Below are 19,713 nucleotides of genomic sequence, written 5' to 3' on the forward strand. Positions count from 1 at the left end.
CCCAGCGGGCCGGACCCAAAGAAGCCACGCGCGGCCGGCTGCCAATCCCGGTCGCGCGTGGCTCTTTTCGTAAGGGGCCAAGCTCGCGCCGCCCGAACCGGGAGGGGTTGCGAAAGCCACTTTCGCAACCTTCAACGTTGCGAAAGTGGCTTTCGCAACACGGTCGCGGCGCTTGATCGGCTAGTTCGCCTTCCGCCGGATCAGCGCGGCCACGAGCACGCCGAGCCAGACGACCGCCAAGGTGACGAGCAGGCCGGTGACGGTGTCGGCGTCGTGCAGGCCCGGGTTCCGGGCGCCGCCGAAAGGCCGCCACAGCAACGGGAACGCGAGCAGCGTCAGCACTCCGGTGAGCACCGCGCCCGTCTTGACCGGCGTCTTCCAGCGTTCCCGGAGGAACCTGCTCAGCGTGAAGCCCACGGCACCGACCAGCGGCGCGATCAGCAGGTCGTGCGCGAGCGGGCCGCCGACGAGCCACCCGAGCGTCCCGAAGACGTCCGGGCGCAGCGGGAACGCGTACTCGGAGAACAGCACCGCGCCCCACGCGAGCGCGGCGAGGCCGGGCAGGAACAGCAACAGCCGCAACGTCTTCACAGCGTCACCAACCGGGTGACCCATTTCGTCTGCAGGACGCCCGGCCGGTTCGGGGCGATGATCCGGCATGGGAAGCCGTGGTCGGCGTCGAGCACTTCACCGTTGAGTTCCAGCGCCAGCAGGGTGAGGTCGTCCGCGGTGTGCTCGCCGGGGAGGTCGCTGATCCCGTAGAGCCCGGCCTTCTCCAACGAGAACACGCGGACCGGAGTGCCCGGTGCGCTTCCGGCGTGCCGCAACAACTCCGGCAGGGAGACGCCGCTCCAGCGCGCGGACTCGCTCCATCCTTCGACGCACGCGATCGGCAGCTCGGCCGAAGTTCTCGGGAGGGCACGGAGTTCTTCCAGCGAATAGGTCTTCGTACCGTTAGGCGTCACCACGGAAAGCCGCCAGCCGGGGTCGTTCGCCGCGTCCAGGACGCCCGCCGCCGCGGCGGTCCGGTTCACCGGCAGGCCTTGCGGGCCCTTGTCGCTGCGCCACGACAGGCCGGAAACACCGCGCAGCAACGGAACCGTGGCGCCGGCCGTCGCGACGACGCCGACTCCCGCGGCCAGCCAGGTCGTGCGGAGGAAGGCGCGCCGCGAGGGTTCGGGCTTTGTCGTGAGTGAGCGCCGGACGATGGGGAGTTTCACCGCGATGTGCACCAGGATCGAGCCGATCGCCACCCAAGCGACCGCGTAGTGCAACTGCGGGAAGTAGAACGTCCACGGATAGTTCTGCGCGACGTTGAACAGGCCGGTGGCGAGTTCGAAGAACGCGGCCGCGGAAAGCACGAGGATCGACAGGCGTTCTAGCGCGTGCGGCAGCGAACGGATCACCGGCTGCTCGAACAGCTTCGGGTAGACGCTCCAGAGTTTGGCCAGCAGCAAGGGAATCGACGCGATACCCGAGATCACGTGCGTGCCCTGCGTGACCCGGTACAGCCAGACCGGGCGGCTCGGCCAGCCGGACCACGACGGCGGATGCTGGATGAGATGGCTGATCAGGCCGGTGACGAAGCACAGCGTGAACGTGACGGCGAGCGCGAGCCCGATCCGGGACGTCACCCGCTCCGAAGGGGTGTTCATGCTTTCTCCAGGCAGGCGAACCAGCGGTGACCGTGGCTGGTGGACCACGCGACGCGGAACGCGGTGCGCGCGGCGAGGTCCGCGATCGCCTCGACGCCGACCCACGCCCAGGTGAACCAGGCGCCGTTGTCGGGGCGGAGGCGGACGCGGTCTTGGCGAAGGCCGCGACCAGGTGGGTCGAGTTCGACGAGCACCGTCCCGCAGTCGGTGATCAGTTCCGCCATCCGCGCGAGGAGGCGATGCGGATCGCCGCCGATGCCGATGTTCCCGTCGGCGAGCAGGACGTGCCGCCAGCGCCCTTCGCCGGGGAGCCGGTCGAACACGTCCCGGTGGAGCGCGGCGGCGCCACGGGCGTGGGTGAGCCGCACGGCGGTGGCCGAGATGTCGACGCCGAGCGAGGCGACGCCGCGTTCGGTCAGCGCGGCGGTGAGCCTGCCGGGCCCGCAGCCGACGTCCAGCGTCGGGCCGTCACACGCGCCGAGGAGGACGTCGTCGCCGTCGCAGGGGATGGCCGTCCAGCGGTCCACCGGCAGGTCGACGCGTTCGCCGGTCGCCAGTTCCAGCCAGCAGCGGTGGCCGAGCAGGCCGCGGTCGAAGGCGGTCACCGGACTTCCGCCACCGCTCGGGCGAACCGGCCGTGCGGAGTCGTGGCGGCGACCCGGCGCGCGTCCAGGAAAGTGTCCACATCGGACAGTGTGGGCAGGACGCCGGGGGACAGCCCGATGTCGGCCAGAGCACGCAGGGTCTGCCTTCCGGTGTCGTCACGCGACATCGGGACGCCCGCGAGAGCCTTGGCGTGCAAGGGATCCTTGAGCCCTAGCGCCCACCAGCCGCCGTCTTCGGCGAGCCCGAGGACGGAATCTTCGGGCCGGTCGGCGGCGTCGGCCAGGAGCGCCGGGGTGACCTGCGGGGTGTCCATGCCGATTTGCAGCACCGGTTCCCCGTGCCGGGGCGCGTCGGCGTGGGCGTTGACGAGCCGCAGGTCGAAACCTTCCCCGCGTTGGGGGATCATCTCCGTTTTCCGGAGTATCGCGGCAATCTCCGTGCCGCGGGCGGCCCTGCCGAGGTCACCGGTCATGGCGACGACCACGCGTGCGTTCGGGGTCAGGAGTGCGGCTTCGAGGGTGTCGAGCAGTGAGGCGGCCGCGATCTCGGCGGCCTGCTCCGGCGTCGCGGGTGGGCACAGCCGCGTCTTCGCGAAACCGGGCACGGGCGCCTTGGCGACGATCAACAGGCAGAAGGTCATCGGCTCAGCACCCGCCCGAAATCCCGCGCGGCGCGGAGCGTTCCTCGCAGCGAGCCGGAGACCTTCGATTTGGTGCCCTTGGCGCGTTCGCCGTAGGACACGTCGAACTCGGTGACCCGCCAGCCCGCGCGATTCGCCTTGATCAGCAGTTCGAGCGGGTAACCGAAGGCGCGATCGGTGACGTCGAGATCGAGCAGCGCCTGCCGCCGGACGGCTCGTAGCGGCGCGATGTCGCGGACCGTCAATCCCTTGTACCGCAAGAGCGACGAGATCACCGCGTTCCCGGCTCTCGCGTGCCACGGCCAGACACCGGGGCCGGTCGGCACCCGCCGTCCGACCGTCAGTTCGGCGTCGGTGAGGCCGCCGACCAGCATCGGCAGTTCGGCGAGGTCGAGGGAACCGTCGGCGTCGGCGAAACAGACGACGTCCGCCGTGGCCGCCTCCAGCCCCGTGTGCACCGCGGCGCCGTAGCCGCGCCGGGGTTCGTGGACGACCTTCGCCCCGAGCCCGGCCGCGATTTCGGCGGAGCCGTCCGTGGAGCCGTTGTCGACCACGATCGCCCGATACCGCTCGGGCAGAGCCGCCAGCACGCCGGGGAGGGCACCGGCCTCGTCGAGACAGGGGAGCACGACGTCAACCTGGTCATCGTTCACACAACGCACGTTAAGTCCGGGATGGACGGACCAAAACCCTTGCCCTGCTTACCGAATTCTGACGCCGGGGAAGTCCTTACCGAGTTCTGACAGACCACCGTTCCGGACCGCCGGACCGGGGGAACGCGGTTATGGTGCCGGTGATGCCCACTGTCACCGCCCCTTCCCGCACCGGCCGCCGGGCCGATCTGATCGCCGTGGGGCTGGCGATGCTCGTGGTCGCCGCCGCGATCGCGGTCGGCCTCCACTACAACCGTCCCGGTTCCGGCGTGGTGATCTACGCCTTCGCGCCGCCGCTGTTCGGGTTGTGGCTGCCGCATGTGGGTCCGGGTTCGGTGGCCGCGGTCGTGCTCGCGCTCGTGGTCGTCACCAAAGGTCCCTTGCTCGCCGCTCGGCTGCGGTGGCGTCCGCTGCTCGCGCTCGGCTACGTGACCGCGCTGGCGTGGACGTTCTCGCTGGCGATGATCGACGGGTGGGCGCGCGGTTTCACCGGCAGGCTCGCCACCGAACACGAGTACCTGCACGAGGTCCCGGGGATCACCGACATCCCGAAGATGCTGAACGAGTTCTCCTCGCGCATCCTGGATTTCCAGCCGGATTCGTGGACGACGCACGTCTCCGGTCATCCGCCGGGCGCGACGCTGGTCTTCGTCTGGCTCGACCGGCTCGGTCTGCAGGGCGGCGCGTGGGCTTCGACGGTCGTCGTGCTGGTCGGCTGTCTCGCGGTGGTCGCGGTGCCGGTGACGCTCTCCGCGCTGGGCAGGCAGGACGCCGCGAGAACGGTCCTGCCCTTCGCCGTCCTGACCCCGGGCGCGATCTGGATCGGCGTGTCCGCCGACGGTCTCTTCGCGGGGGTCACGGCGACCGGGATCGCGCTGCTGGCGCTCGCCACACGACGGCGGATCCTCGCGCTCCCCGGCGGTCTGCTGCTCGGGTTCGGACTCTTCCTCTCCTACGGTCTCGTGCTGCTCGGCGTGATCGTGCTCGCCGTCGTTGTGCTGACCCGCGAGTGGCGGATCCTGCTCCTCGCCACGGCGGGGGTGGCCGTGGTCGTCTTGGCGTTCGCGCTGGCCGGGTTCTGGTGGCTCGACGGCTATCACCTGGTGGTCGAGCGCTACTACCAGGGGATCGCGACGCTGCGCCCGTACTCCTACTGGGTGTGGGCGGATATCGCGGCGGTGCTGATCGCGCTCGGCCCGGCCGTGATCGCCGGGACACGACGGGCCGGCGCGGAGTTCCTCGCCGAGCCGAAACGGTCGTTCCGCGAGCCGGTCACCTTGATCGTGCTGGCCGCGGTGCTGACGATCGCCTTCGCCGACCTGTCCGGCCTGTCGAAGGCGGAGGTCGAACGCATCTGGTTACCGTTCGAGGTGTGGCTGCTGCCCGCGGTGGCGCTGCTGCCGTCGAAGGGGCGGCGGTGGTGGCTCGCCGCGTCGGCGGCCACGGCGCTGGTGGTGAACCATCTGGTGCTGACGAGCTGGTGAGTTTCTGTTGGCGGAGCGCGAAGATTCCGCTATCGCGGTGGCAGGGCGCCCTCGCGGCCGCGGGTTCACTGACAGACGATGAGGTGGATGGCATGACGGAACAGGGCAGGGTGCTCGTAGTCGACGACGACGAGACCGTGCGGGACGTCGTCCGGCGGTACCTGGAGGTCGCGGGCTTCGAAGTCGACGTCGCCGGGGACGGCACCGAGGGGCTTCGGCTCTTCTCGGCGACCGGGCCGGATCTCGTGGTCCTCGACGTCATGATGCCCGGGCTCAACGGGCTGGAGGTGTGCCGTCGCCTGCGGCAGGTGAGCCAGGTGCCGGTCGTGATGCTGACCGCGCTCGGCGAGGAGGAGAACCGGATCGCCGGGCTCCAGCTCGGCGCCGACGACTACGTCACGAAACCGTTCAGCCCCAAGGAACTCGCGTTGCGCGTGGCGTCGGTCCTGCGGCGCGCGCGGATGCCGCGGCCCGAACCGGCGGCGCGGGTGATCACCGACGGCGACCTCGCGTTGCAGATGAGCGCCCGGCAGGCGGCCCTCGGTGGCGTCGAACTTCCCCTGACCAGCCGGGAATTCGATCTGCTCGCGTTCTTCCTCACCCATCCCGGCGTGGCGTTTTCCCGTGCCGATCTGCTGGAGAAGGTCTGGGGCTGGGACTTCGGCGACCAGTCCACCGTGACCGTCCACGTGAGACGGTTGCGGGAGAAGATCGAGAAGAACCCGGCGAAACCCGTCCGCGTCGCCACCGTGTGGGGCGTCGGCTACCGGTACGACCCGGTGCGGCGATGATCGGCTCCGGTGAGTCGTTCGGCGAGATGCTGGCGCACGCCTGGCACATCCTGCCGTTCGCGCTGCTGTTCGCGTTGCCGGTGATGCTGCTCGGCGGGCTGGCGCTGTATCTGCTCCGGCGCGGTTCGCTGGCCAGCACGATGACGATCCTCGTGCTGATCCCGGTGCTCGCGACGCTGATCGCGGTGCTCGGGATCAGCGGGTTCATGTTCACCCCGGCGCTGACCACGATGACGCTGGTCTGCCTGCTGGTCGCGCTGGTGACCGTGCCGGCGGCGCTCGTGCTCGGCCGCGCGATCGCGCGCCGCAGCGTGTGGGAACGGGAGGCGCGGGAACGGGAGCGCGCGGCCGAGGCGTCGCGGCGCGAACTGGTCGCTTGGATCAGCCACGACCTGCGCAGCCCGCTGGCGGGGATCCAGGCGATGGCCGAGGCCGTCGCGGACGGCGTCGTCGCCGACCCGATCGAGGTCACCGGCTACGCGCGCCGGATCAGCGGCGAGACCACGCGGCTGTCCGGCATGGTCGGAGACCTGTTCGAACTGTCGCGGATCACCGCCGGCGCGCTGCGGCTGACCATGGCGGCGGTACCGCTGCGTGACGTCGTGAGCGACGCCGTCGCCGCGCAAGCGCCGCTCGCCGAGCAGAAACGCGTGCGGATGATCGAGTACGCGAACGTGTGGCCGGTGGTCTCGGGGAGCGACCCGGAACTGGCGCGGATCGTGCGCAACCTGGTGTCCAACGCCGTGCGACACACACCGCCTGACGGGACGGTCGCGGTCCAGATCGGCATCGACGGCGGCGAGGCGCTGCTCGCGGTCTCCGACGGCTGCGGCGGGATCCCCGACGACGAGATCGGGCGGGTCTTCGACGTCGCGTTCCGCGGTACGACGGCGCGCACTCCCGAGCGCGGTGGGCTGGCGAGCGGCGGCGGGCTCGGGCTCGCGATCGCGAAAGGCCTCGTCGAGGCCCATCGAGGCCGCATCGGCGTGCGGAACGACGGCCCCGGCTGCCGGTTCGAGGTCCGGCTTCCGCTCGCCATGCCCTGACCGGATCAGCTCGGCTTCACGGATACGGCACTCCCGACGGCAACAGGACCTGCGAGGCGGATCAGCTGCTCACCGACAAGGTGCTCTGCGGCAAATAGTTCAGAGCCGCAGGAATCCCATGTCCGGGAAGTGGGCCGGCGCGATGATCGCGCCGGCCTCTTCCGCTTCCGCGAGGAACCGCTGCCGGGTGCGGAACGCGAGTTCCGGGTCGACGTCGCCGAGGAAGCCCACTCGCGTGTCCGTCAGCTGGGCGGGTGTGTGCAGGACGTCGCCGAGCAGCAGCAGGCGCTCGTCGTCCGCGGTGATGTCGAGGACGTAATGGCCGGGCGTGTGACCGGGGGCGTGCCGCGCCACGATCCCTGGCGCGATCTCGACGACGTCGCCGCTGATCGCCTCGGTCAGCCCCGCGCCGCGGGCGATCTCCATGCCGACACGGCTCCATTCGCCCGTCCCGGCGGGCGCGATCAAGGCGTCCCAGTCGAGTTGGCCGAAGACGACCTGAGCGCAGGGGAAGGTCAGGTCGCCTTCGGGGGCGATCCAGCCGATGTGGTCGTTGTGCAGGTGGGTGAGGAAGACGGTGTCTATCTCGTCGACCGGGCAGCCTGCCTTGTCCAGCGCGGCCGCGAGGTCGCCGCCCGTACCCATCGGCGGGGTGGGATCGCCCTTGGCGGGCGTCATCCCCGGCGGGAAGGCGAATTCGCGCGGGCCGAGGCCGGTGTCGACCAGGATCGTGCGGCCGTTGCCGCGGATCAGGAACGCGCCGGTCGGGACGTGCACGGTGCCGTCCTCGTCGAAGACGTCCGGGTGGGCTTCGGGGTCGAGACCCGGGAAGAACGCGAGCGGCAGCCTGATCAGACCGTCCCCGAGCGCTTCGATCTCGATGTCTCCGATGGTGATGCCCACCAAAACCCCCAAAAAGTCGATTCCGTTGCCGGGAACGACAACCCAGCGGGGGCCGCGTCTGTTCCCGGGTTCAGAGACCGACCGGTTCTCGCAGCTCAGCGGTGGCGAACCCGGCGATGCCTTCGGCGAAACCGGTTCGCGCGGTGAAACCGAGCAGCTGCCGGGCGCGGGCCGGGTCGGCGACGACGTGCCGGACGTCGGCGGGCCGGGCGCCCCCGGCGATCCTCGGAGACGGGCCGCCACAGGCCTTCGCGAGTTCCTCGGCGAGTTCACCGACCGAGTGCGGTTGCCCGGAACAGATGTTCAGCGGGGTCAGGTCACCTTCGGGCCCGTCAGTGCGCAGCGCCAGGACGTTCGCCCTCGCCACGTCATGGACGTGCACGAAGTCGCGCCGCTGTTTCCCGTCCTCCAGCACGATCGGCGCCTCACCGCGCAGGAGCGAGGACCGGAACAGCGACGCGACGCCCGCGTACGGGGTGTTCTGCGGCATCCGCGGACCGTAGACGTTGTGGTAGCGCAAAGCCCAGACCGTTCCGCCGGTTTGCCGGGCCCACGCCGCCGCCAGATGTTCCTGCGCGAGCTTCGTGGCCGCGTAGGTGCTCCGCGGCCGCAGCGGCGCGTCCTCGGGGACCAGCCGCCAATCGAGATCGGCGCCGCAGACCACGCACGCGGGTTCGAAGCGACCGGTGTCCACATCGGACTGTTTCCGGGCCGACGGCGGCACGATCCCGTGGACGGGACATTCGTAGCGGCCTTCGCCGTAGACGACCATCGACGAGGCGAGCACCAGCTTCCGGATTCCGGCGCGGTGCATCGCGGCGAGCAGGACCGCGGTCCCGTAGTCGTTGTTCAACGCGTACGACGGCGCGTCGGACGGGTCGACGCCGTGTCCGACGACGGCCGCCTGGTGACAGACCGCGTCGACGCCGTCCAGCAGCTCGGCGACCAGCTCCGCGTCGGTGACGTCGCCACGCAGGAACCGGTGGCGGCCGGTGTAGCCGGGCGGACGGGACGAACCGTGCGCGGTGCTCAGGAGGTTGTCGAGAACGACAACCTCATGGCTCTCGTCTTCATCGGCCAGCAGATCGGCGATGTGGGAGCCGATGAACCCGGCCCCGCCGGTTACCAGTGTTCGCACCGTTCCGACGCTAAGGGCGATCGAGGGCGGCGGCGCCGGATCGCGGGCTCACGTCAGGGAATCGTCACAACTACGCGGCACCGCTGAAGCGAAGATCAGCCGAAACCGGATACGGTGTGACCATGGAACGGAGCGCACAACGGCTGGGCCGCGCACTGGTGGTCATCGTGGACGATCGGGTCGCCCACGGCGAACACGAGGACAACACGGGACCGCTGGTCACGGAGCTGCTCGAAGAGGCCGGATTCATCGTCGACGGCGTCGTGGTGGTCGAGGCCGAGACGGCCGCGATCCGCAACGCGCTCAACACCGCGGTGATCGGCGGTGCCGACCTGGTGATCACCGTCGGCGGCACCGGGGTCTCCCCGCGCGACCGCACCCCCGACGCGACGGCCGGTGTGCTCGATCGCCCGATCCCTGGCATCGGTGAAGCGCTGCGCGCGTCGGGCCTCGCCGCCGGCGCGGTGGACGCGGGCATCTCCCGCGGGCTCGTCGGCGTCTCCGGCAGCACACTGGTGGTCAACCTCGCGGGTTCCCGCGCGGCCGTGCGTGACGGCATGGCGACGCTCTCGTCGCTGGTGCCGTACGTGATCGACGAACTGTCCGGGCTCGAAGAGGCCTAGTTCTTCAGTTCTTCGGGGCGGGTCCGGGTTCGGTCCCGGGCTCGCCCTTTTTGTCCTGGTGCAGCACCCCCTCCACCTTCTCGGTGACCTGGCCGATCTTGTCCTCGAACCGGCCGCCGGTGACCTTGTTCGCCCCGGCGGACGCCGCCGAGACACCCTTGGCCGCGAAGTCGCCCGCCTTCTCGGCCAGCGGCCCGGCCTTCTCGCGGACGTCGCCCGCGACCTCTTCCGCTTTGTGGATGGCCTGCGCGGCCAGCCCCTTCGCTTTGTCGACGATGCTCATGCGCCGATGGTCCCACCGGCGGACGGCCCCCGCGACCGGTGCGAAAATAGACGTCATGCCAGGTGAAGACGAAGACAAGCGCCGCGGGGCGACGGAGAAACGGCGGGTCGACGAGATCTTCGGCGACGTCCTGCCGGACACGACCTCCGACGAGCGAGAGCCGGGGCAGCGCCCCCCGGACTCCGACTCGTGGTTCCTGGAGAACCGGCCGCCTCATCACGACCGGTGATCCGGCTCAGCCCTGGCGGTTCTGCTGGGCGCGCAGCAGGTCACGGATCTCGGTGAGCAGTTCGACGTCGGTCGGCTCCGCGGGGCCCGCCTCTTCACCGCGTTTGCGCCGCTCCTGGACGTGCTTGACCGGCAGCACGATCACGAAGTAGACGACGGCCGCGACCAGCACGAAGTTGATCGCCGCGTTGATCACGCCGCCGAAGTCGAGGAACGTGGCATCGTTCGCGGCGAGGATGTTGAACCCCAGCCCCTTGGCGGCGTCCGACCCGCCGATGGTGTTGATCAACGGTTTGACCAGGCCGTTCGTGAAGGCCGTGACGATCGCTGTGAACGCGGCGCCGATGACCACCGCGACCGCGAGGTCGACGACGTTCCCGCGCATCAGGAAGTCCTTGAAGCCCTTGATCAAGACGCTCTCCTCTTTCACCTGGGGACGGTTCGCCGACCGTCCCTTTTTTCCATACCGGGGGGACGCAGGCGCCCGCCGCCGCAGGGCAGGCGCGAGCTAGCGGAGAGTAACCGTTATGGACCGTTCCAGCGAGGTGGCCGCGACCCGTGTCGCGATCGCGGAAGGCAGGGAAAGCAGCACCAAAGGTCCCTTGCTCCCGGCGCCGGAGGCCTTCGGATCGCGGGTGCCCTGTTCGCCCACCGCCGCCACGACGGCCGCGCTGGCCAGCACGGACGCCTCGCGTCCGGCTTCGGCGGCCGCGACTACGTCGACCCGGCGGCCCGGCCTGAGCAGCTCCGCGACACCGGCGTCGGCGAGCCGCACCGGGACGGTCGAACTCTCGGGATCACCCGATCCGGGGATGCCCGCCTCCAGCAGGCGGACGTCCGTCAGCGGTTCACCCGCCCGTGCCGCCCCGACGAGCATCCGTCCTTCCACTGAGGACGCCACGCCGGTGGCGCCCTGTGGACGGACGTCGTCCGGGAGGTCGACGAGTGTGACGTCCCCGGCGCGCAGCAGCGAACCCGCCGGGAGGTCGCGGGCGGAGACGACGGTCGCGGTGCCGGGCGTGCCGCGCGCCGACGCGGGCAGGAACAGGACGATCAGGCCGCCGAGCAGCAGGGACAGGGCGAGCCAGCGGCGAAACAGCCGGGCCGGCCTGCCGCGGAGTCTTCGCAGGACGGGCAGATGGTGGAGCACGGGATTCCCCCTCGTCGATCGGTGATGATCTCGACGCTAGGGGCAGGTGCGCTGCCCTGGAAAGTACGAAAACCCCCGGCTGTGGATAACCGGGGGCCTGTGGACAACTCGGGACGTCAGGAAGCGGCGGTGGCCGTTTTCGTCGTACCCGTGGAGGAGGATGCGGCGCTCTTGGTCTCCGACTTCGACTCGGTCTTCGACTCCGACTTGGTCTCGGTCTTGGCCGGGGCGGAGGTCGTGCTGGCCTTCGAGTCGCGCGAATCGTTGCGGTAGAAACCGCTGCCCTTGAAGACCACGCCGACCGAGCTGAAGACCTTGCGAAGCGGGCCCGAGCATTGTGGGCACACGGTCAAGCTCGCGTCGGAGAACGACTGCACGGCCTCGAAAGCGTGGTCGCATTCCTTGCAGGCGTACTGGTAGGTGGGCACTGCTGCTCCTTCGTGCATTGGCGCTCAGCCGACAAGAGTGCTAACACAACACGGTACCGGGGCATTCCGGCGCAGGTCAAACAAGGTTTCCCAAGGTCACATGATGCCCTGGTCACGCCCGGCGGTGGCTACGATCATGGCCGTGACGTGGACCGACCGCGTGGACCGGTGGACGCGGACACACCCGCTCGTTCTGGACGTCCTCTTCGCCCTGGCCGTCGCGGCACTGCTGGGGCCGCCTTCGCTCGACATCCTCCTGGTGGCGGACTCCCCGGCCTGGGCGCTGTGGGTCGCGGGTGTCTGCGGGATCGTGGTGCACTCCACCGTCGCGTTGCGGCGGCTCGCCACCGCACCCGCGTTCCTCGCCGCCGGGCTCGCGATGGCGGTGCTCATCGCGCTGCCGAACACGGTGGTCCAGCCCGCCCCGCTGGGGTTGGCGAGCGACAGCGACCGCATGGAGATCCCGCTGTTCTTTCTCCCGACGTCGGCGGCCTTCCTGGTGCTTCTCTACACCGTCGCCGCGCGCCGTCCGCGGAGCGAGAGCCTGCTCGCCCTCGGGATCGGCGTGCTCGGAGCGTTGCTGTGCACCGCTCGGACGGCGACGGCTTACGGCGCGCTCCCCACTGGGTGGCTCACGCTGCTGCTGGCCGTTCTCGCTCTGGTCGCGGCGGTGGCTGGCACCTGGGCCGTGGGTCGGTTCCGATTCGACCGGGGGCGCCGCCTCGCCGACGAGGCCGCGGAAGCCGCCGAGCGCGCCGCGGCCGAGGAACGACAGCGCATCGCTCGCGACATGCACGACATCGTCGCCCATTCACTGGCGGTCATCGTGCGTCAGGCCGAAGGCGGCTCCGCCATCGTCTCCAGATCGCCGGACCGCGCGGCGCAGGCGCTTTCCGTCATCGCCGGGACCGCCCGTGAGGCGCTGGCCGACATGCGGGACACGCTGCGGGTGCTGCGGGAGACCGAGGCGCGGCCCACGCTTGCCGGGATTCCGGCCCTGGTGGACCGTGTCCGCGCGACGGGTGCCGATGTCCGCCTGACGGAGCACGGGAGGCCCGACGCGCTGACGGCGAGCGCGGCCATGGCGGCGTACCGGCTCGTCCAGGAGGGTTTGACCAACAGCGTCAAGCACGCGGGCCCGCGCACGGTCGTCACCGTCACGATCACGCACACTCCGCAGGTGTCGGTGTTCGTCGTCGAGGACGACGGAGCCGGGGCAGGCGCGCGGCCGTCGCTCCCCGGCACGGGCGCCGGCCTGAGCGGCGTCCGGGAACGCGTGCGTGCCGCGGGCGGTACGTTCGAGGCCGGTCCGGCCGACGGCGGTTTCAGGGTGCGCGCGGAGTTCCGCGTCGGCGAACAGGGAGCTTCGAGATGACGATCGACGTCGCGCTGGTCGACGACCAGGAACTGGTCCGGACCGGGCTGGCCATGGTCGTCGACGCGACCGACGACATCCGGATCGTCGTCCAGGCCGCCGACGGCGTGGAAGCGGTCGCGAAGCTCGCCGAGACCCGGGTCGACGTTGTGCTGATGGACGTCCAGATGCCGCGGATGGACGGGGTCGAGGCCACCGGGCTGGTCGCCGCCCGCGAGAACGCGCCCAAGGTGATCCTGCTGACGACGTTCGACCTGGACGAGTACGCCATCGCCGGTCTGCGCGCCGGCGCGAGCGGTTTCCTGCTCAAGGACGCGTCGGCCGGCGAAGTGCTGCACGCCATCCGCGCGGTCCACGCCGGCGATGCCGTGATCGCGCGTTCCACGACCCGCCGCATGCTGGACCAGCTCACGGTCGCACGCGGCACTTCTCCGTTGCTGAAGCGGCTCACCGGACGTGAACGCGACGTGTTGCTGGAGATCGCGCAGGGATACTCCAACGCCGAGACCGCGCAGCGGCTCTTCCTCTCCGAAACCACGGTCAAAACGCACGTCGGTCATCTCCTCGCCAAGCTCGAGGTCCGTGACCGCGTGCAGGCGGTGATCTTCGCGTACGAGAACGGACTCGTGCGTCCGAGCTGAGCCGATCTCATCATTTCGGAGGAGGGGCCGACTACCTCAGGCCGAGGATTCCCGTCGCGCCGTCGAGCAGCCTGATGCGCATGCGGACAATCGAAACGACTTCCGAAGCGACCACGGCCACCCGCTTCCGGTGGCGCGACCCAGCCACCTGGGGCGGGATCCTCGCGCTGGGCGGTGGCCTCTTCCACACCGTCGTCGCCGGCTTCATGCGCCAGGACGTCTGGGCGCGGATCTTCGACGAAGGATTCTTTAATACGGTCACGCTGGACCCCACGCCCGACCGGCTTCCCATGGCCGAGGCGTTCTGGCTCAGCCCGGGCAGTTTCGGAGTGCCGTTGCTCCTGCTCGGCGGGCTGGTGGTCCGGCACACCCGGCGTGGCGAACGCGTGCCCGCTTGGCTGGGCTCGGGCGTCGTCGCGTGGGCGGTCCTGCTCGGACTGCTGGGCGGTTTCGACGCGGGGACGATGATCCTGCTGCTCATCGGCGCGCTCTTCCTGACAGGTGCCTGGTTCGGGAAGAACCTTCACGGCCGAGGTCGTGGAATCATGAGTGAATGACCGAGTTGCGGGATCTGCTGGCCGACGTCGCCGCCCGGGTCACCCGTTACCGCGAAAGCGTCGCCGACGTCCCGGTCTTCCCCGACGACACGACGGGCGTCCGGGAGAAGCTCGGTGACCTGCCCGAAAGACCCGCCGCGCCCGCCGACGTGATCCGGCGGCTGGCCGACGCCGTCGAGTCGGCGCTGGTGGCGAACACCGGCCCGCGGTACTTCGGTTTCGTCACCGGTGGCGCGTTGGACGCCGCGACGGCGGCCGACATGCTGGCGACCGGCTGGGACCAGCCCGCGTTCAACAAGATCACCTCGCCCGCCGCCGCGATCGTCGAGGAGGTGGCGGGCGAATGGCTCAAGGACGTCCTCGGCCTGCCGTCCGGCGCCTCGTACGGTTTCGTGACCGGCGGGCAGGGCGCGAACACGGTCGGCCTCGCCGCCGCCCGGCATCACGTCCTGGCGCGGGCCGGGTGGGACGTCGAACGCCGCGGGTTGTCCGGGGCGCCGCCGCTGCCGGTCGTCGCCAGTGAAGAGCGGCACGCGACGATCGACCGGTCCCTCCGCTTGCTCGGCCTGGGCACCGACGCGGTCCGGCCGGTCCGCGCGGACGGCCAAGGCGCCATCGACATCGCCGATCTCGAGCGGAAGCTCGACGGGCCCGCAATCGTTTGCCTCCAGGCCGGCAACGTGAACACGGGCGCGTTCGACGATTTCGCCGCCGCGACCGAAATCGCCCACCGCCATGGAGCGTGGGTGCACGTCGACGGCGCGTTCGGGCTCTGGGCGGCCGCCGCCCCCACGCTGAAGCGGCTGACCGCGGGGCTGGAGAAAGCCGACTCCTGGGCGGTCGACGGACACAAGTGGCTCAACGTCCCCTACGACTGCGGGTACGCCTTCTGCGCCCATCCCGAGTCGCACCGGGCCGCGATGGCGCTCACCGCCGCGTACCTGACCGGCCAGGGAGAAGGCGGGGTGAGGGCGCCGAGCGACTTCGTGCCGGAATCCTCCCGCCGCGCACGGGGGTTCGCGACGTGGGCGGCGCTCAGCGAACTCGGCCGGGGCGGGATCGCCGAAATGATCGACCGATGCTGCGCGCTGGCCAGGAGGTTCGCCGAGAAACTCGACGCGTGCGAAGGCGTCACCGTCGTGAACGACGTGGCGCTGAACCAGGTCCTCGTCAGCTTCGGCGACGATACGGACCGGGTCGTCGAGGCCCTTCAGCGTTCCGGCGAGTGCTGGATGGGCGCGACCACCTGGCACGGCATGCGCCTGATGCGCGTCTCCGTGTCCAACTGGAGCACGACCGAAGCGGACGTCGACCGCAGTGTCGCCGCGATAGAGGCGATCAGGAATCGAGAAGCGTAGGGAACCGGCCTCACCTAGCGTGACCGTCATGGACATCGCCATTCACGGGAGCTTCCTCCCGCAGACCGACCCCGACGCCGCTCTGGCCTTCTATCGCGACATCCTCGGCTTCGAGGTGCGCAACGACGTCGGCTATGACGGCATGCGCTGGATCACCGTCGGCCCGCCGGGGCAGCCGGTGTCGATCGTGCTGCACCCGCCCGCCGTCGACCCGGGCATCACCGAGGACGAACGCCGCGTCATCGGCGAGATGATGGCCAAGGGCACCTACGCGGGCATGCTGTTCTCCTCCGACGATCTCGACGGCCTCTTCAAGCACCTGCACGAGTCGGGCGCCGAGGTCATCCAGGAGCCGACCGACCAGCCGTACGGCCTGCGTGACGGCGCCGTCCGCGACCCGTCGGGGAACCTGATCCGTATCCAGCAGCGCGTCTGATCCCGGGATAAGTCGTCCATGGCGTGACCGGCCCCGGTGCCGATGCGGAGGTTTCGCGTGATCGACCGGACGACACGCGTGATCCGGCGGACGACACGCGTGACTGGATGGACGACACGCGTGTCGTGGATCCCGCACCTGCTCACCGGGTGCGGGCGCGGACGTGGACCCGTTCGCCCTGTTCGCCGAACAGGCTGAGCACCTCGACCCGCCCGCGGCCGGTGGCGCCGAACCAGTGCGGCGTCCGGCAGTCGAACTCGGCGGCCTCGCCCGCGCCGAGCACGACGTCCTGGTCGCCGAGCACGAGCCGGAGCCTGCCCCGCAGCACATAGAGCCACTCGCGTCCGCCGTGCGTTCGCGGGTGGGGTTCGTCGTCGCTCGCCGGGATCGTCATCTTGTAGGCGCGGGGCCCGTCCTCGTGCCGGGTGAGCGGGATAAGGACACGCCCGTCCCGGCCATCTGCGGGCGCTTCGAGCACTCTCGGTGAGGCGACGATCTCGTCGACGCGCAGGCCCAGCGCGGCGATGACCGGCAGCAGCAGTTCGAGGCTCGGTTTGCGCTGCCCGGATTCGAGGCGGGACAGGGTGCTGGTGGAGATGCCGGTGGCGCGGCCGAGTTCCACCAGCGTGGTGCCCTTCTTCTCCCGGGCGCGGCGCAGCCGGGGCGCGATCTGTTCGATCGCCGCGGTGACGGTGGGTTGGCTCTCCATGCCGCCAGCACAGCAGTTCGTCCCGATTCCGGCAAAGTTCTTTGCCGAAACAGCCAGAAGCTTCCGATGCTGGCGGCATGATCGAGACGAAACGCCTTCCCGCCGGGGTCTATCTCCTGTCCTTCAGCCTGTTCGCGATGGGGAGCGCCGAGTTCCTGATGGCCGGGGTCCTGCCCGCGGCCGCCGCCGATCTCGGCGTCTCCTTGTCGTCCGCGGGTGCGCTCATCACCGCGTTCGCCCTCGGTGTCGTCCTCGGTGGCCCACCGTTCGCCGTACTGAGCCTGAAGTGGCCGCGGCGTACGGCTTTGATGACCACGCAGGCGGTCTTCGCCGTCGCCATCGCGGCCGGCCTGCTCGCCGACGACTACTGGATCCTCCTGATCACCAGGTTCATCGCCGGTCTCGCCTACGCCGGTTTCTTCGCCGTCGCCGCCGTGACCGCGATCAGCCTGGTCACCCCCGACCGCAACGCCCGCGCTTCGGGTGTCGTCGTCGCCGGGCTCAGCGTCGCCATGGTGGCCGGGGGACCGGCGGGCACCCTGCTGAGCAACCTCACCGACTGGACCGGCGGCTTTTGGGGCGTCGTCGCGCTCACCGCCGTGGGTATGGTCGCCTGTGCCGTGGGTCTGCCCGCCACGACGTCCGCCGCCCCGAGCCTTTCGGGTGAACTGGGCGCCATGCGGACGCCGCGCCTCTGGGGCGTCTACGCGATCACCATCCTGAGCACGGCCGCGTACATGGTGTCGTTCAACTACCTGGCCGCGATGCTCGCGGACGTCCTGCCCGCGATCTGGATCCCCGTGGTCCTCGCGCTGTTCGGGATCGGCGCCTTCGCCGGACTGTCGCTCGGCGGCCGGATCTCGGATCGACGGCCGCACCACGCGCTGCTGGGCGGCGGCGTCGGCATCGCGGTCTTTTCGGTGCTGCTCGCACTTTTCGCGACTTCGGCCTTGGTGGTCGTGCCGACGGTGTTCCTGCTGGGTGTCGCGGCCTTCGTGCTCAATCCGGCGCTCTACGGGCGGGTCTTCACGATCGCCGCTTCCGCCCCGACCCTCGCCGGGGCGACCACGGTCTCGGCCTTCCAACTGGGCATCAGCCTCACCCCGGCCTTCGCCGCCGGGGCGCTGAATCTGGGCGCTTCGCTGACCGCGATCCCGTGGATCGGCGCGGCACTGGCGCTGGCCACGATCCCGCTGGTGCTCTTCGACCGCTCGCGTGATCGCATGCTCACTTGCTAGCATGCGAGCATGTCCCAGGTCGCCAAACGGCAATTCAACGTCTACCTGCCGAACGACCTCATCAAGCGGGTGAAGCACGCGTCCGTCGACGCCGACGAGTCGCTCTCGTCGTTCGTCGAACGGGTGCTGGAGGAGTACCTGCTGCGGACCAGTGAGGAACGTGAGCGATGAAGGTCATGCCGATCCGCTACAGCGCGGACGTCGAGGCGATGACGCGGTTCTACGAGACGCTCGGCCTCCGCGTCGGGCCGGTGTCCCGCCCCGGCGGCTGGGTCGAGATGCCCGCCGCGGGCGGGGTGCTGGCCATCCACCGGTCCTCCGGCGACGACGTGGGCCGCTGCGAGTTGGCCTTCGCGGTCGAAGAACCGTTGGAGGACGTCGCGGAACGCCTGCGAGCGGCCGGCTTCGAGCCGGGGCCGCCGATGGACGAAGGTTTCGGTCACTCGTTGCGCGTCCAGGATCCGGACGGCGTATGGGTGCAGCTCAACCTGTACGACCGCGACCTCTACACGTGACCGAGACCCGGCGCGCGGGCCCGCTGTTCCTCGCGGTGGGCATCGTCGCGCTCGAGTTCGCGGCGGCCGTCACCGGTTTCGTCGCTTCCAGCCTGCTGCCGATCGTCGCCGCGGACCTTGACGCGAGGAACGATCTCGGGCTCCTGATCGCCGGCTCGACACTGGGGTTGTTCGTCGCGCTTCCCCTGGCGAGCCGGGTTCTCGGCAGGCTGGGCCCGCGCGGCACGCTCGCCGTCGGGATGGCCGCGTACCTCGGCGGGCTGCTCCTGGCCGCGACGTCCCGGACGGCGTGGATGTTCGCCCTCGGCCAGTTCTCCGCCGGGCTCGCCAGTGGCCTGCTGGCGATCTTCGGGATCAGCTCGGCGATCCGGCACCTCGACGACCGGTTGCGGATCCGCGTGGTCGCGGCGTCTTCGGCGATGTGGATCGTGCCCGCCCTCGTCGGCCCGGCCGCGACCCTCGGCCTGGAACATCTCGTCGGCTGGCGGTGGACCCTGCTGATCCCGGTGCCGTTCGTCCTTTTCGGACGGCTGCTGGTCGTGCGCGCCGCCAGTGGTGAACCGTCCACAGAGGACGCACAGCGACCGATCGCGAAGACGCTGACGGTACCGCTGGGAGCGGCACTCGTCGTGTTCAGCGGGGGTTCCTGGCCGCTCGCGCTCGCCGGGGCGGCGATCACCGTCGTCGGGATGGTCGCGATCCTGCCGCCGGGCACCGCACGGCTCCGGCCGGGAACCCCCGCCGCGCTCGGCGCGATGGTCCTGTTCGCCATCGGCTATTTCGGCGCGGACAGTCTCATCACCGTGCTCCTGACGAGCGGGTTCCAGGTGAGCCTCGGGCAGGCGGCGATCGTGTTGAGCGCCGCCCCGCTCGGCTGGGCGGTGACGAGCCTGGTGGCCGCCAAGTTCACTTCGGCTCGCTTTCCCTTCGTGGGCTTGGGCATGACCGCACTCGGCACCGCCGTCCTCGCCTTCGGTGGTTCGTTCGCCACGGCTCTCACCGCCTGGGCCGTCGCCGGGATCGGCGTCGGACTCGCTTATCCGGGCCTGTACATCAGAGCCACCACCGCGGGTTCGAGCGGTTTCACCGCCGCGGAACTGGCGACCGCCGTCATCACCGCGGAATGCGTCGGGCAGCTGCTGGGCCGGGCCGTCGGTGGCGCTTTGAGCTCCTCCGGCACCGGTTTGTTCGCCTCGTACGCGCTTTTCGCGGCCTCACTGGCGGCCGCCGCCTACGCCGCAACACGCCGGGAATGA

General features: G+C 70.3%; 26 protein-coding genes. 14 read left to right on the forward strand and 12 right to left on the reverse strand.

Annotated features, from left to right (window positions below):
- Window positions 1-180: 180 nt before the first annotated feature.
- Genes ACLJQ7_RS12675 through ACLJQ7_RS12695 form a run of 5 tightly spaced genes read right to left on the reverse strand, consistent with a single transcriptional unit; the run spans window position 181 to window position 3,554 of the window.
- The gene (locus ACLJQ7_RS12675) at window positions 181-591 is read right to left on the reverse strand and encodes a hypothetical protein (RefSeq protein WP_410648371.1); all 411 of its coding nucleotides are present in this window, start codon (window positions 589-591) and stop codon (window positions 181-183) included.
- On the reverse strand, window positions 588-1,655 hold the full coding sequence (locus ACLJQ7_RS12680) for a molybdopterin-dependent oxidoreductase (protein ID WP_410648372.1): 1,068 nt from the start codon (window positions 1,653-1,655) through the stop codon (window positions 588-590). Before ACLJQ7_RS12680 ends, ACLJQ7_RS12675 begins: the two co-directional genes overlap by 4 nt.
- Window positions 1,652-2,260, reverse strand: coding sequence for a methyltransferase domain-containing protein (locus ACLJQ7_RS12685; protein WP_410648373.1), 609 nt, complete (start codon window positions 2,258-2,260; stop codon window positions 1,652-1,654). The genes ACLJQ7_RS12680 and ACLJQ7_RS12685 overlap by 4 nt, the downstream gene beginning before the upstream one ends.
- Window positions 2,257-2,901 (reverse strand): DUF2064 domain-containing protein, encoded by a 645-nt coding sequence (locus ACLJQ7_RS12690; protein WP_410648374.1) that lies wholly within the window; start codon window positions 2,899-2,901, stop codon window positions 2,257-2,259. Before ACLJQ7_RS12690 ends, ACLJQ7_RS12685 begins: the two co-directional genes overlap by 4 nt.
- Window positions 2,898-3,554 carry a glycosyltransferase family 2 protein gene (locus ACLJQ7_RS12695; protein ID WP_410648375.1) on the reverse strand — a complete coding sequence of 219 codons (657 nt, stop codon included), beginning with the start codon at window positions 3,552-3,554 and terminating at the stop codon, window positions 2,898-2,900. The genes ACLJQ7_RS12690 and ACLJQ7_RS12695 overlap by 4 nt, the downstream gene beginning before the upstream one ends.
- A 131-nt stretch (window positions 3,555-3,685) precedes the next feature.
- Between ACLJQ7_RS12695 and ACLJQ7_RS12700 the strand changes: the two genes are divergently transcribed.
- The 3 genes from ACLJQ7_RS12700 (at window position 3,686) to ACLJQ7_RS12710 (ending at window position 6,875) form a co-directional block, all read left to right on the forward strand.
- The gene (locus ACLJQ7_RS12700) at window positions 3,686-5,038 is read left to right on the forward strand and encodes a hypothetical protein (protein WP_410648376.1); all 1,353 of its coding nucleotides are present in this window, start codon (window positions 3,686-3,688) and stop codon (window positions 5,036-5,038) included.
- A 92-nt stretch (window positions 5,039-5,130) separates the two neighbouring features.
- On the forward strand, window positions 5,131-5,829 hold the full coding sequence (locus ACLJQ7_RS12705) for a response regulator transcription factor (RefSeq protein ID WP_034305757.1): 699 nt from the start codon (window positions 5,131-5,133) through the stop codon (window positions 5,827-5,829).
- The gene (locus ACLJQ7_RS12710) at window positions 5,826-6,875 is read left to right on the forward strand and encodes a sensor histidine kinase (RefSeq protein WP_410648377.1); all 1,050 of its coding nucleotides are present in this window, start codon (window positions 5,826-5,828) and stop codon (window positions 6,873-6,875) included. The genes ACLJQ7_RS12705 and ACLJQ7_RS12710 overlap by 4 nt, the downstream gene beginning before the upstream one ends.
- Window positions 6,876-6,974: 99 nt before the next feature.
- Here the strand turns inward: ACLJQ7_RS12710 and ACLJQ7_RS12715 are convergent, their stop codons facing one another.
- Both ACLJQ7_RS12715 and ACLJQ7_RS12720 read right to left on the reverse strand, forming a co-directional pair.
- A complete protein-coding gene (locus tag ACLJQ7_RS12715; protein ID WP_410648378.1) occupies window positions 6,975-7,778 on the reverse strand; it encodes an MBL fold metallo-hydrolase in 804 nt (267 codons plus the stop codon).
- 70 nt (window positions 7,779-7,848) lie between these two features.
- Window positions 7,849-8,916 (reverse strand): NAD-dependent epimerase/dehydratase family protein, encoded by a 1,068-nt coding sequence (locus ACLJQ7_RS12720; RefSeq protein ID WP_410648379.1) that lies wholly within the window; start codon window positions 8,914-8,916, stop codon window positions 7,849-7,851.
- 122 nt (window positions 8,917-9,038) lie between these two features.
- Here ACLJQ7_RS12720 and ACLJQ7_RS12725 point away from each other — a divergent pair, with 122 nt between their 5' ends.
- On the forward strand, window positions 9,039-9,539 hold the full coding sequence (locus tag ACLJQ7_RS12725) for a molybdenum cofactor biosynthesis protein B (protein ID WP_005155592.1): 501 nt from the start codon (window positions 9,039-9,041) through the stop codon (window positions 9,537-9,539).
- A gap of 4 nt (window positions 9,540-9,543) precedes the next feature.
- Here the strand turns inward: ACLJQ7_RS12725 and ACLJQ7_RS12730 are convergent, their stop codons facing one another.
- Complete coding sequence (locus ACLJQ7_RS12730) at window positions 9,544-9,822, reverse strand: hypothetical protein (RefSeq protein ID WP_410648380.1); 279 nt, start codon at window positions 9,820-9,822, stop codon at window positions 9,544-9,546.
- Window positions 9,823-9,877: 55 nt separating this feature from the next.
- On the opposite strand from ACLJQ7_RS12730, the gene ACLJQ7_RS12735 reads away from it, so the two are divergent.
- The gene (locus ACLJQ7_RS12735) at window positions 9,878-10,051 is read left to right on the forward strand and encodes a hypothetical protein (RefSeq protein ID WP_410648381.1); all 174 of its coding nucleotides are present in this window, start codon (window positions 9,878-9,880) and stop codon (window positions 10,049-10,051) included.
- Window positions 10,052-10,057: 6 nt separating this feature from the next.
- On the opposite strand, the gene mscL is transcribed toward ACLJQ7_RS12735, so the two are convergent.
- The 3 genes from mscL to ACLJQ7_RS12750 all read right to left on the reverse strand — a co-directional run bounded on the left by mscL (window position 10,058) and on the right by ACLJQ7_RS12750 (window position 11,628).
- Window positions 10,058-10,462 (reverse strand): large-conductance mechanosensitive channel protein MscL, encoded by a 405-nt coding sequence (gene mscL / locus ACLJQ7_RS12740; protein ID WP_410648587.1) that lies wholly within the window; start codon window positions 10,460-10,462, stop codon window positions 10,058-10,060.
- Between the two features lie 96 nt (window positions 10,463-10,558).
- A complete protein-coding gene (locus ACLJQ7_RS12745) occupies window positions 10,559-11,200 on the reverse strand; it encodes an SAF domain-containing protein (protein WP_410648382.1) in 642 nt (213 codons plus the stop codon).
- Window positions 11,201-11,316: 116 nt separating this feature from the next.
- Window positions 11,317-11,628 carry an FmdB family zinc ribbon protein gene (locus ACLJQ7_RS12750; RefSeq protein ID WP_410648383.1) on the reverse strand — a complete coding sequence of 104 codons (312 nt, stop codon included), beginning with the start codon at window positions 11,626-11,628 and terminating at the stop codon, window positions 11,317-11,319.
- Between the two features lie 142 nt (window positions 11,629-11,770).
- On the opposite strand from ACLJQ7_RS12750, the gene ACLJQ7_RS12755 reads away from it, so the two are divergent.
- The 5 genes from ACLJQ7_RS12755 to ACLJQ7_RS12775 all read left to right on the forward strand — a co-directional run bounded on the left by ACLJQ7_RS12755 (window position 11,771) and on the right by ACLJQ7_RS12775 (window position 15,995).
- Window positions 11,771-13,003, forward strand: a complete 1,233-nt coding sequence (locus tag ACLJQ7_RS12755) for a sensor histidine kinase (protein ID WP_410648384.1) — start codon at window positions 11,771-11,773, stop codon at window positions 13,001-13,003.
- Entirely contained in the window at window positions 13,000-13,644 is a 645-nt protein-coding gene (locus tag ACLJQ7_RS12760) for a response regulator (RefSeq protein ID WP_410648385.1), read from the forward strand. The genes ACLJQ7_RS12755 and ACLJQ7_RS12760 overlap by 4 nt, the downstream gene beginning before the upstream one ends.
- A gap of 80 nt (window positions 13,645-13,724) precedes the next feature.
- The gene (locus ACLJQ7_RS12765) at window positions 13,725-14,201 is read left to right on the forward strand and encodes a DUF6463 family protein (protein WP_410648386.1); all 477 of its coding nucleotides are present in this window, start codon (window positions 13,725-13,727) and stop codon (window positions 14,199-14,201) included.
- On the forward strand, window positions 14,198-15,559 hold the full coding sequence (locus tag ACLJQ7_RS12770) for a pyridoxal phosphate-dependent decarboxylase family protein (RefSeq protein ID WP_410648387.1): 1,362 nt from the start codon (window positions 14,198-14,200) through the stop codon (window positions 15,557-15,559). The genes ACLJQ7_RS12765 and ACLJQ7_RS12770 overlap by 4 nt, the downstream gene beginning before the upstream one ends.
- Window positions 15,560-15,587: 28 nt before the next feature.
- A complete protein-coding gene (locus tag ACLJQ7_RS12775) occupies window positions 15,588-15,995 on the forward strand; it encodes a VOC family protein (protein ID WP_410648388.1) in 408 nt (135 codons plus the stop codon).
- A 142-nt stretch (window positions 15,996-16,137) separates the two neighbouring features.
- On the opposite strand, the gene ACLJQ7_RS12780 is transcribed toward ACLJQ7_RS12775, so the two are convergent.
- Window positions 16,138-16,704, reverse strand: a complete 567-nt coding sequence (locus ACLJQ7_RS12780) for a helix-turn-helix domain-containing protein (protein WP_410648389.1) — start codon at window positions 16,702-16,704, stop codon at window positions 16,138-16,140.
- A gap of 77 nt (window positions 16,705-16,781) precedes the next feature.
- On the opposite strand from ACLJQ7_RS12780, the gene ACLJQ7_RS12785 reads away from it, so the two are divergent.
- From ACLJQ7_RS12785 to ACLJQ7_RS12800, 4 genes are read left to right on the forward strand one after another with little or no spacing between them, the layout of a single operon-like run.
- Window positions 16,782-17,942, forward strand: coding sequence for an MFS transporter (locus ACLJQ7_RS12785; RefSeq protein WP_410648390.1), 1,161 nt, complete (start codon window positions 16,782-16,784; stop codon window positions 17,940-17,942).
- A 9-nt stretch (window positions 17,943-17,951) separates the two neighbouring features.
- Window positions 17,952-18,113 carry a CopG family transcriptional regulator gene (locus ACLJQ7_RS12790; protein WP_219148215.1) on the forward strand — a complete coding sequence of 54 codons (162 nt, stop codon included), beginning with the start codon at window positions 17,952-17,954 and terminating at the stop codon, window positions 18,111-18,113.
- Window positions 18,110-18,457 (forward strand): VOC family protein, encoded by a 348-nt coding sequence (locus tag ACLJQ7_RS12795; protein ID WP_410648391.1) that lies wholly within the window; start codon window positions 18,110-18,112, stop codon window positions 18,455-18,457. Before ACLJQ7_RS12790 ends, ACLJQ7_RS12795 begins: the two co-directional genes overlap by 4 nt.
- Entirely contained in the window at window positions 18,454-19,713 is a 1,260-nt protein-coding gene (locus ACLJQ7_RS12800) for an MFS transporter (protein ID WP_410648393.1), read from the forward strand. Before ACLJQ7_RS12795 ends, ACLJQ7_RS12800 begins: the two co-directional genes overlap by 4 nt.

It is taken from the genome of Amycolatopsis sp. cmx-4-54 (assembly GCF_046548895.1).
In the GTDB taxonomy this organism is placed as follows: domain Bacteria; phylum Actinomycetota; class Actinomycetes; order Mycobacteriales; family Pseudonocardiaceae; genus Amycolatopsis.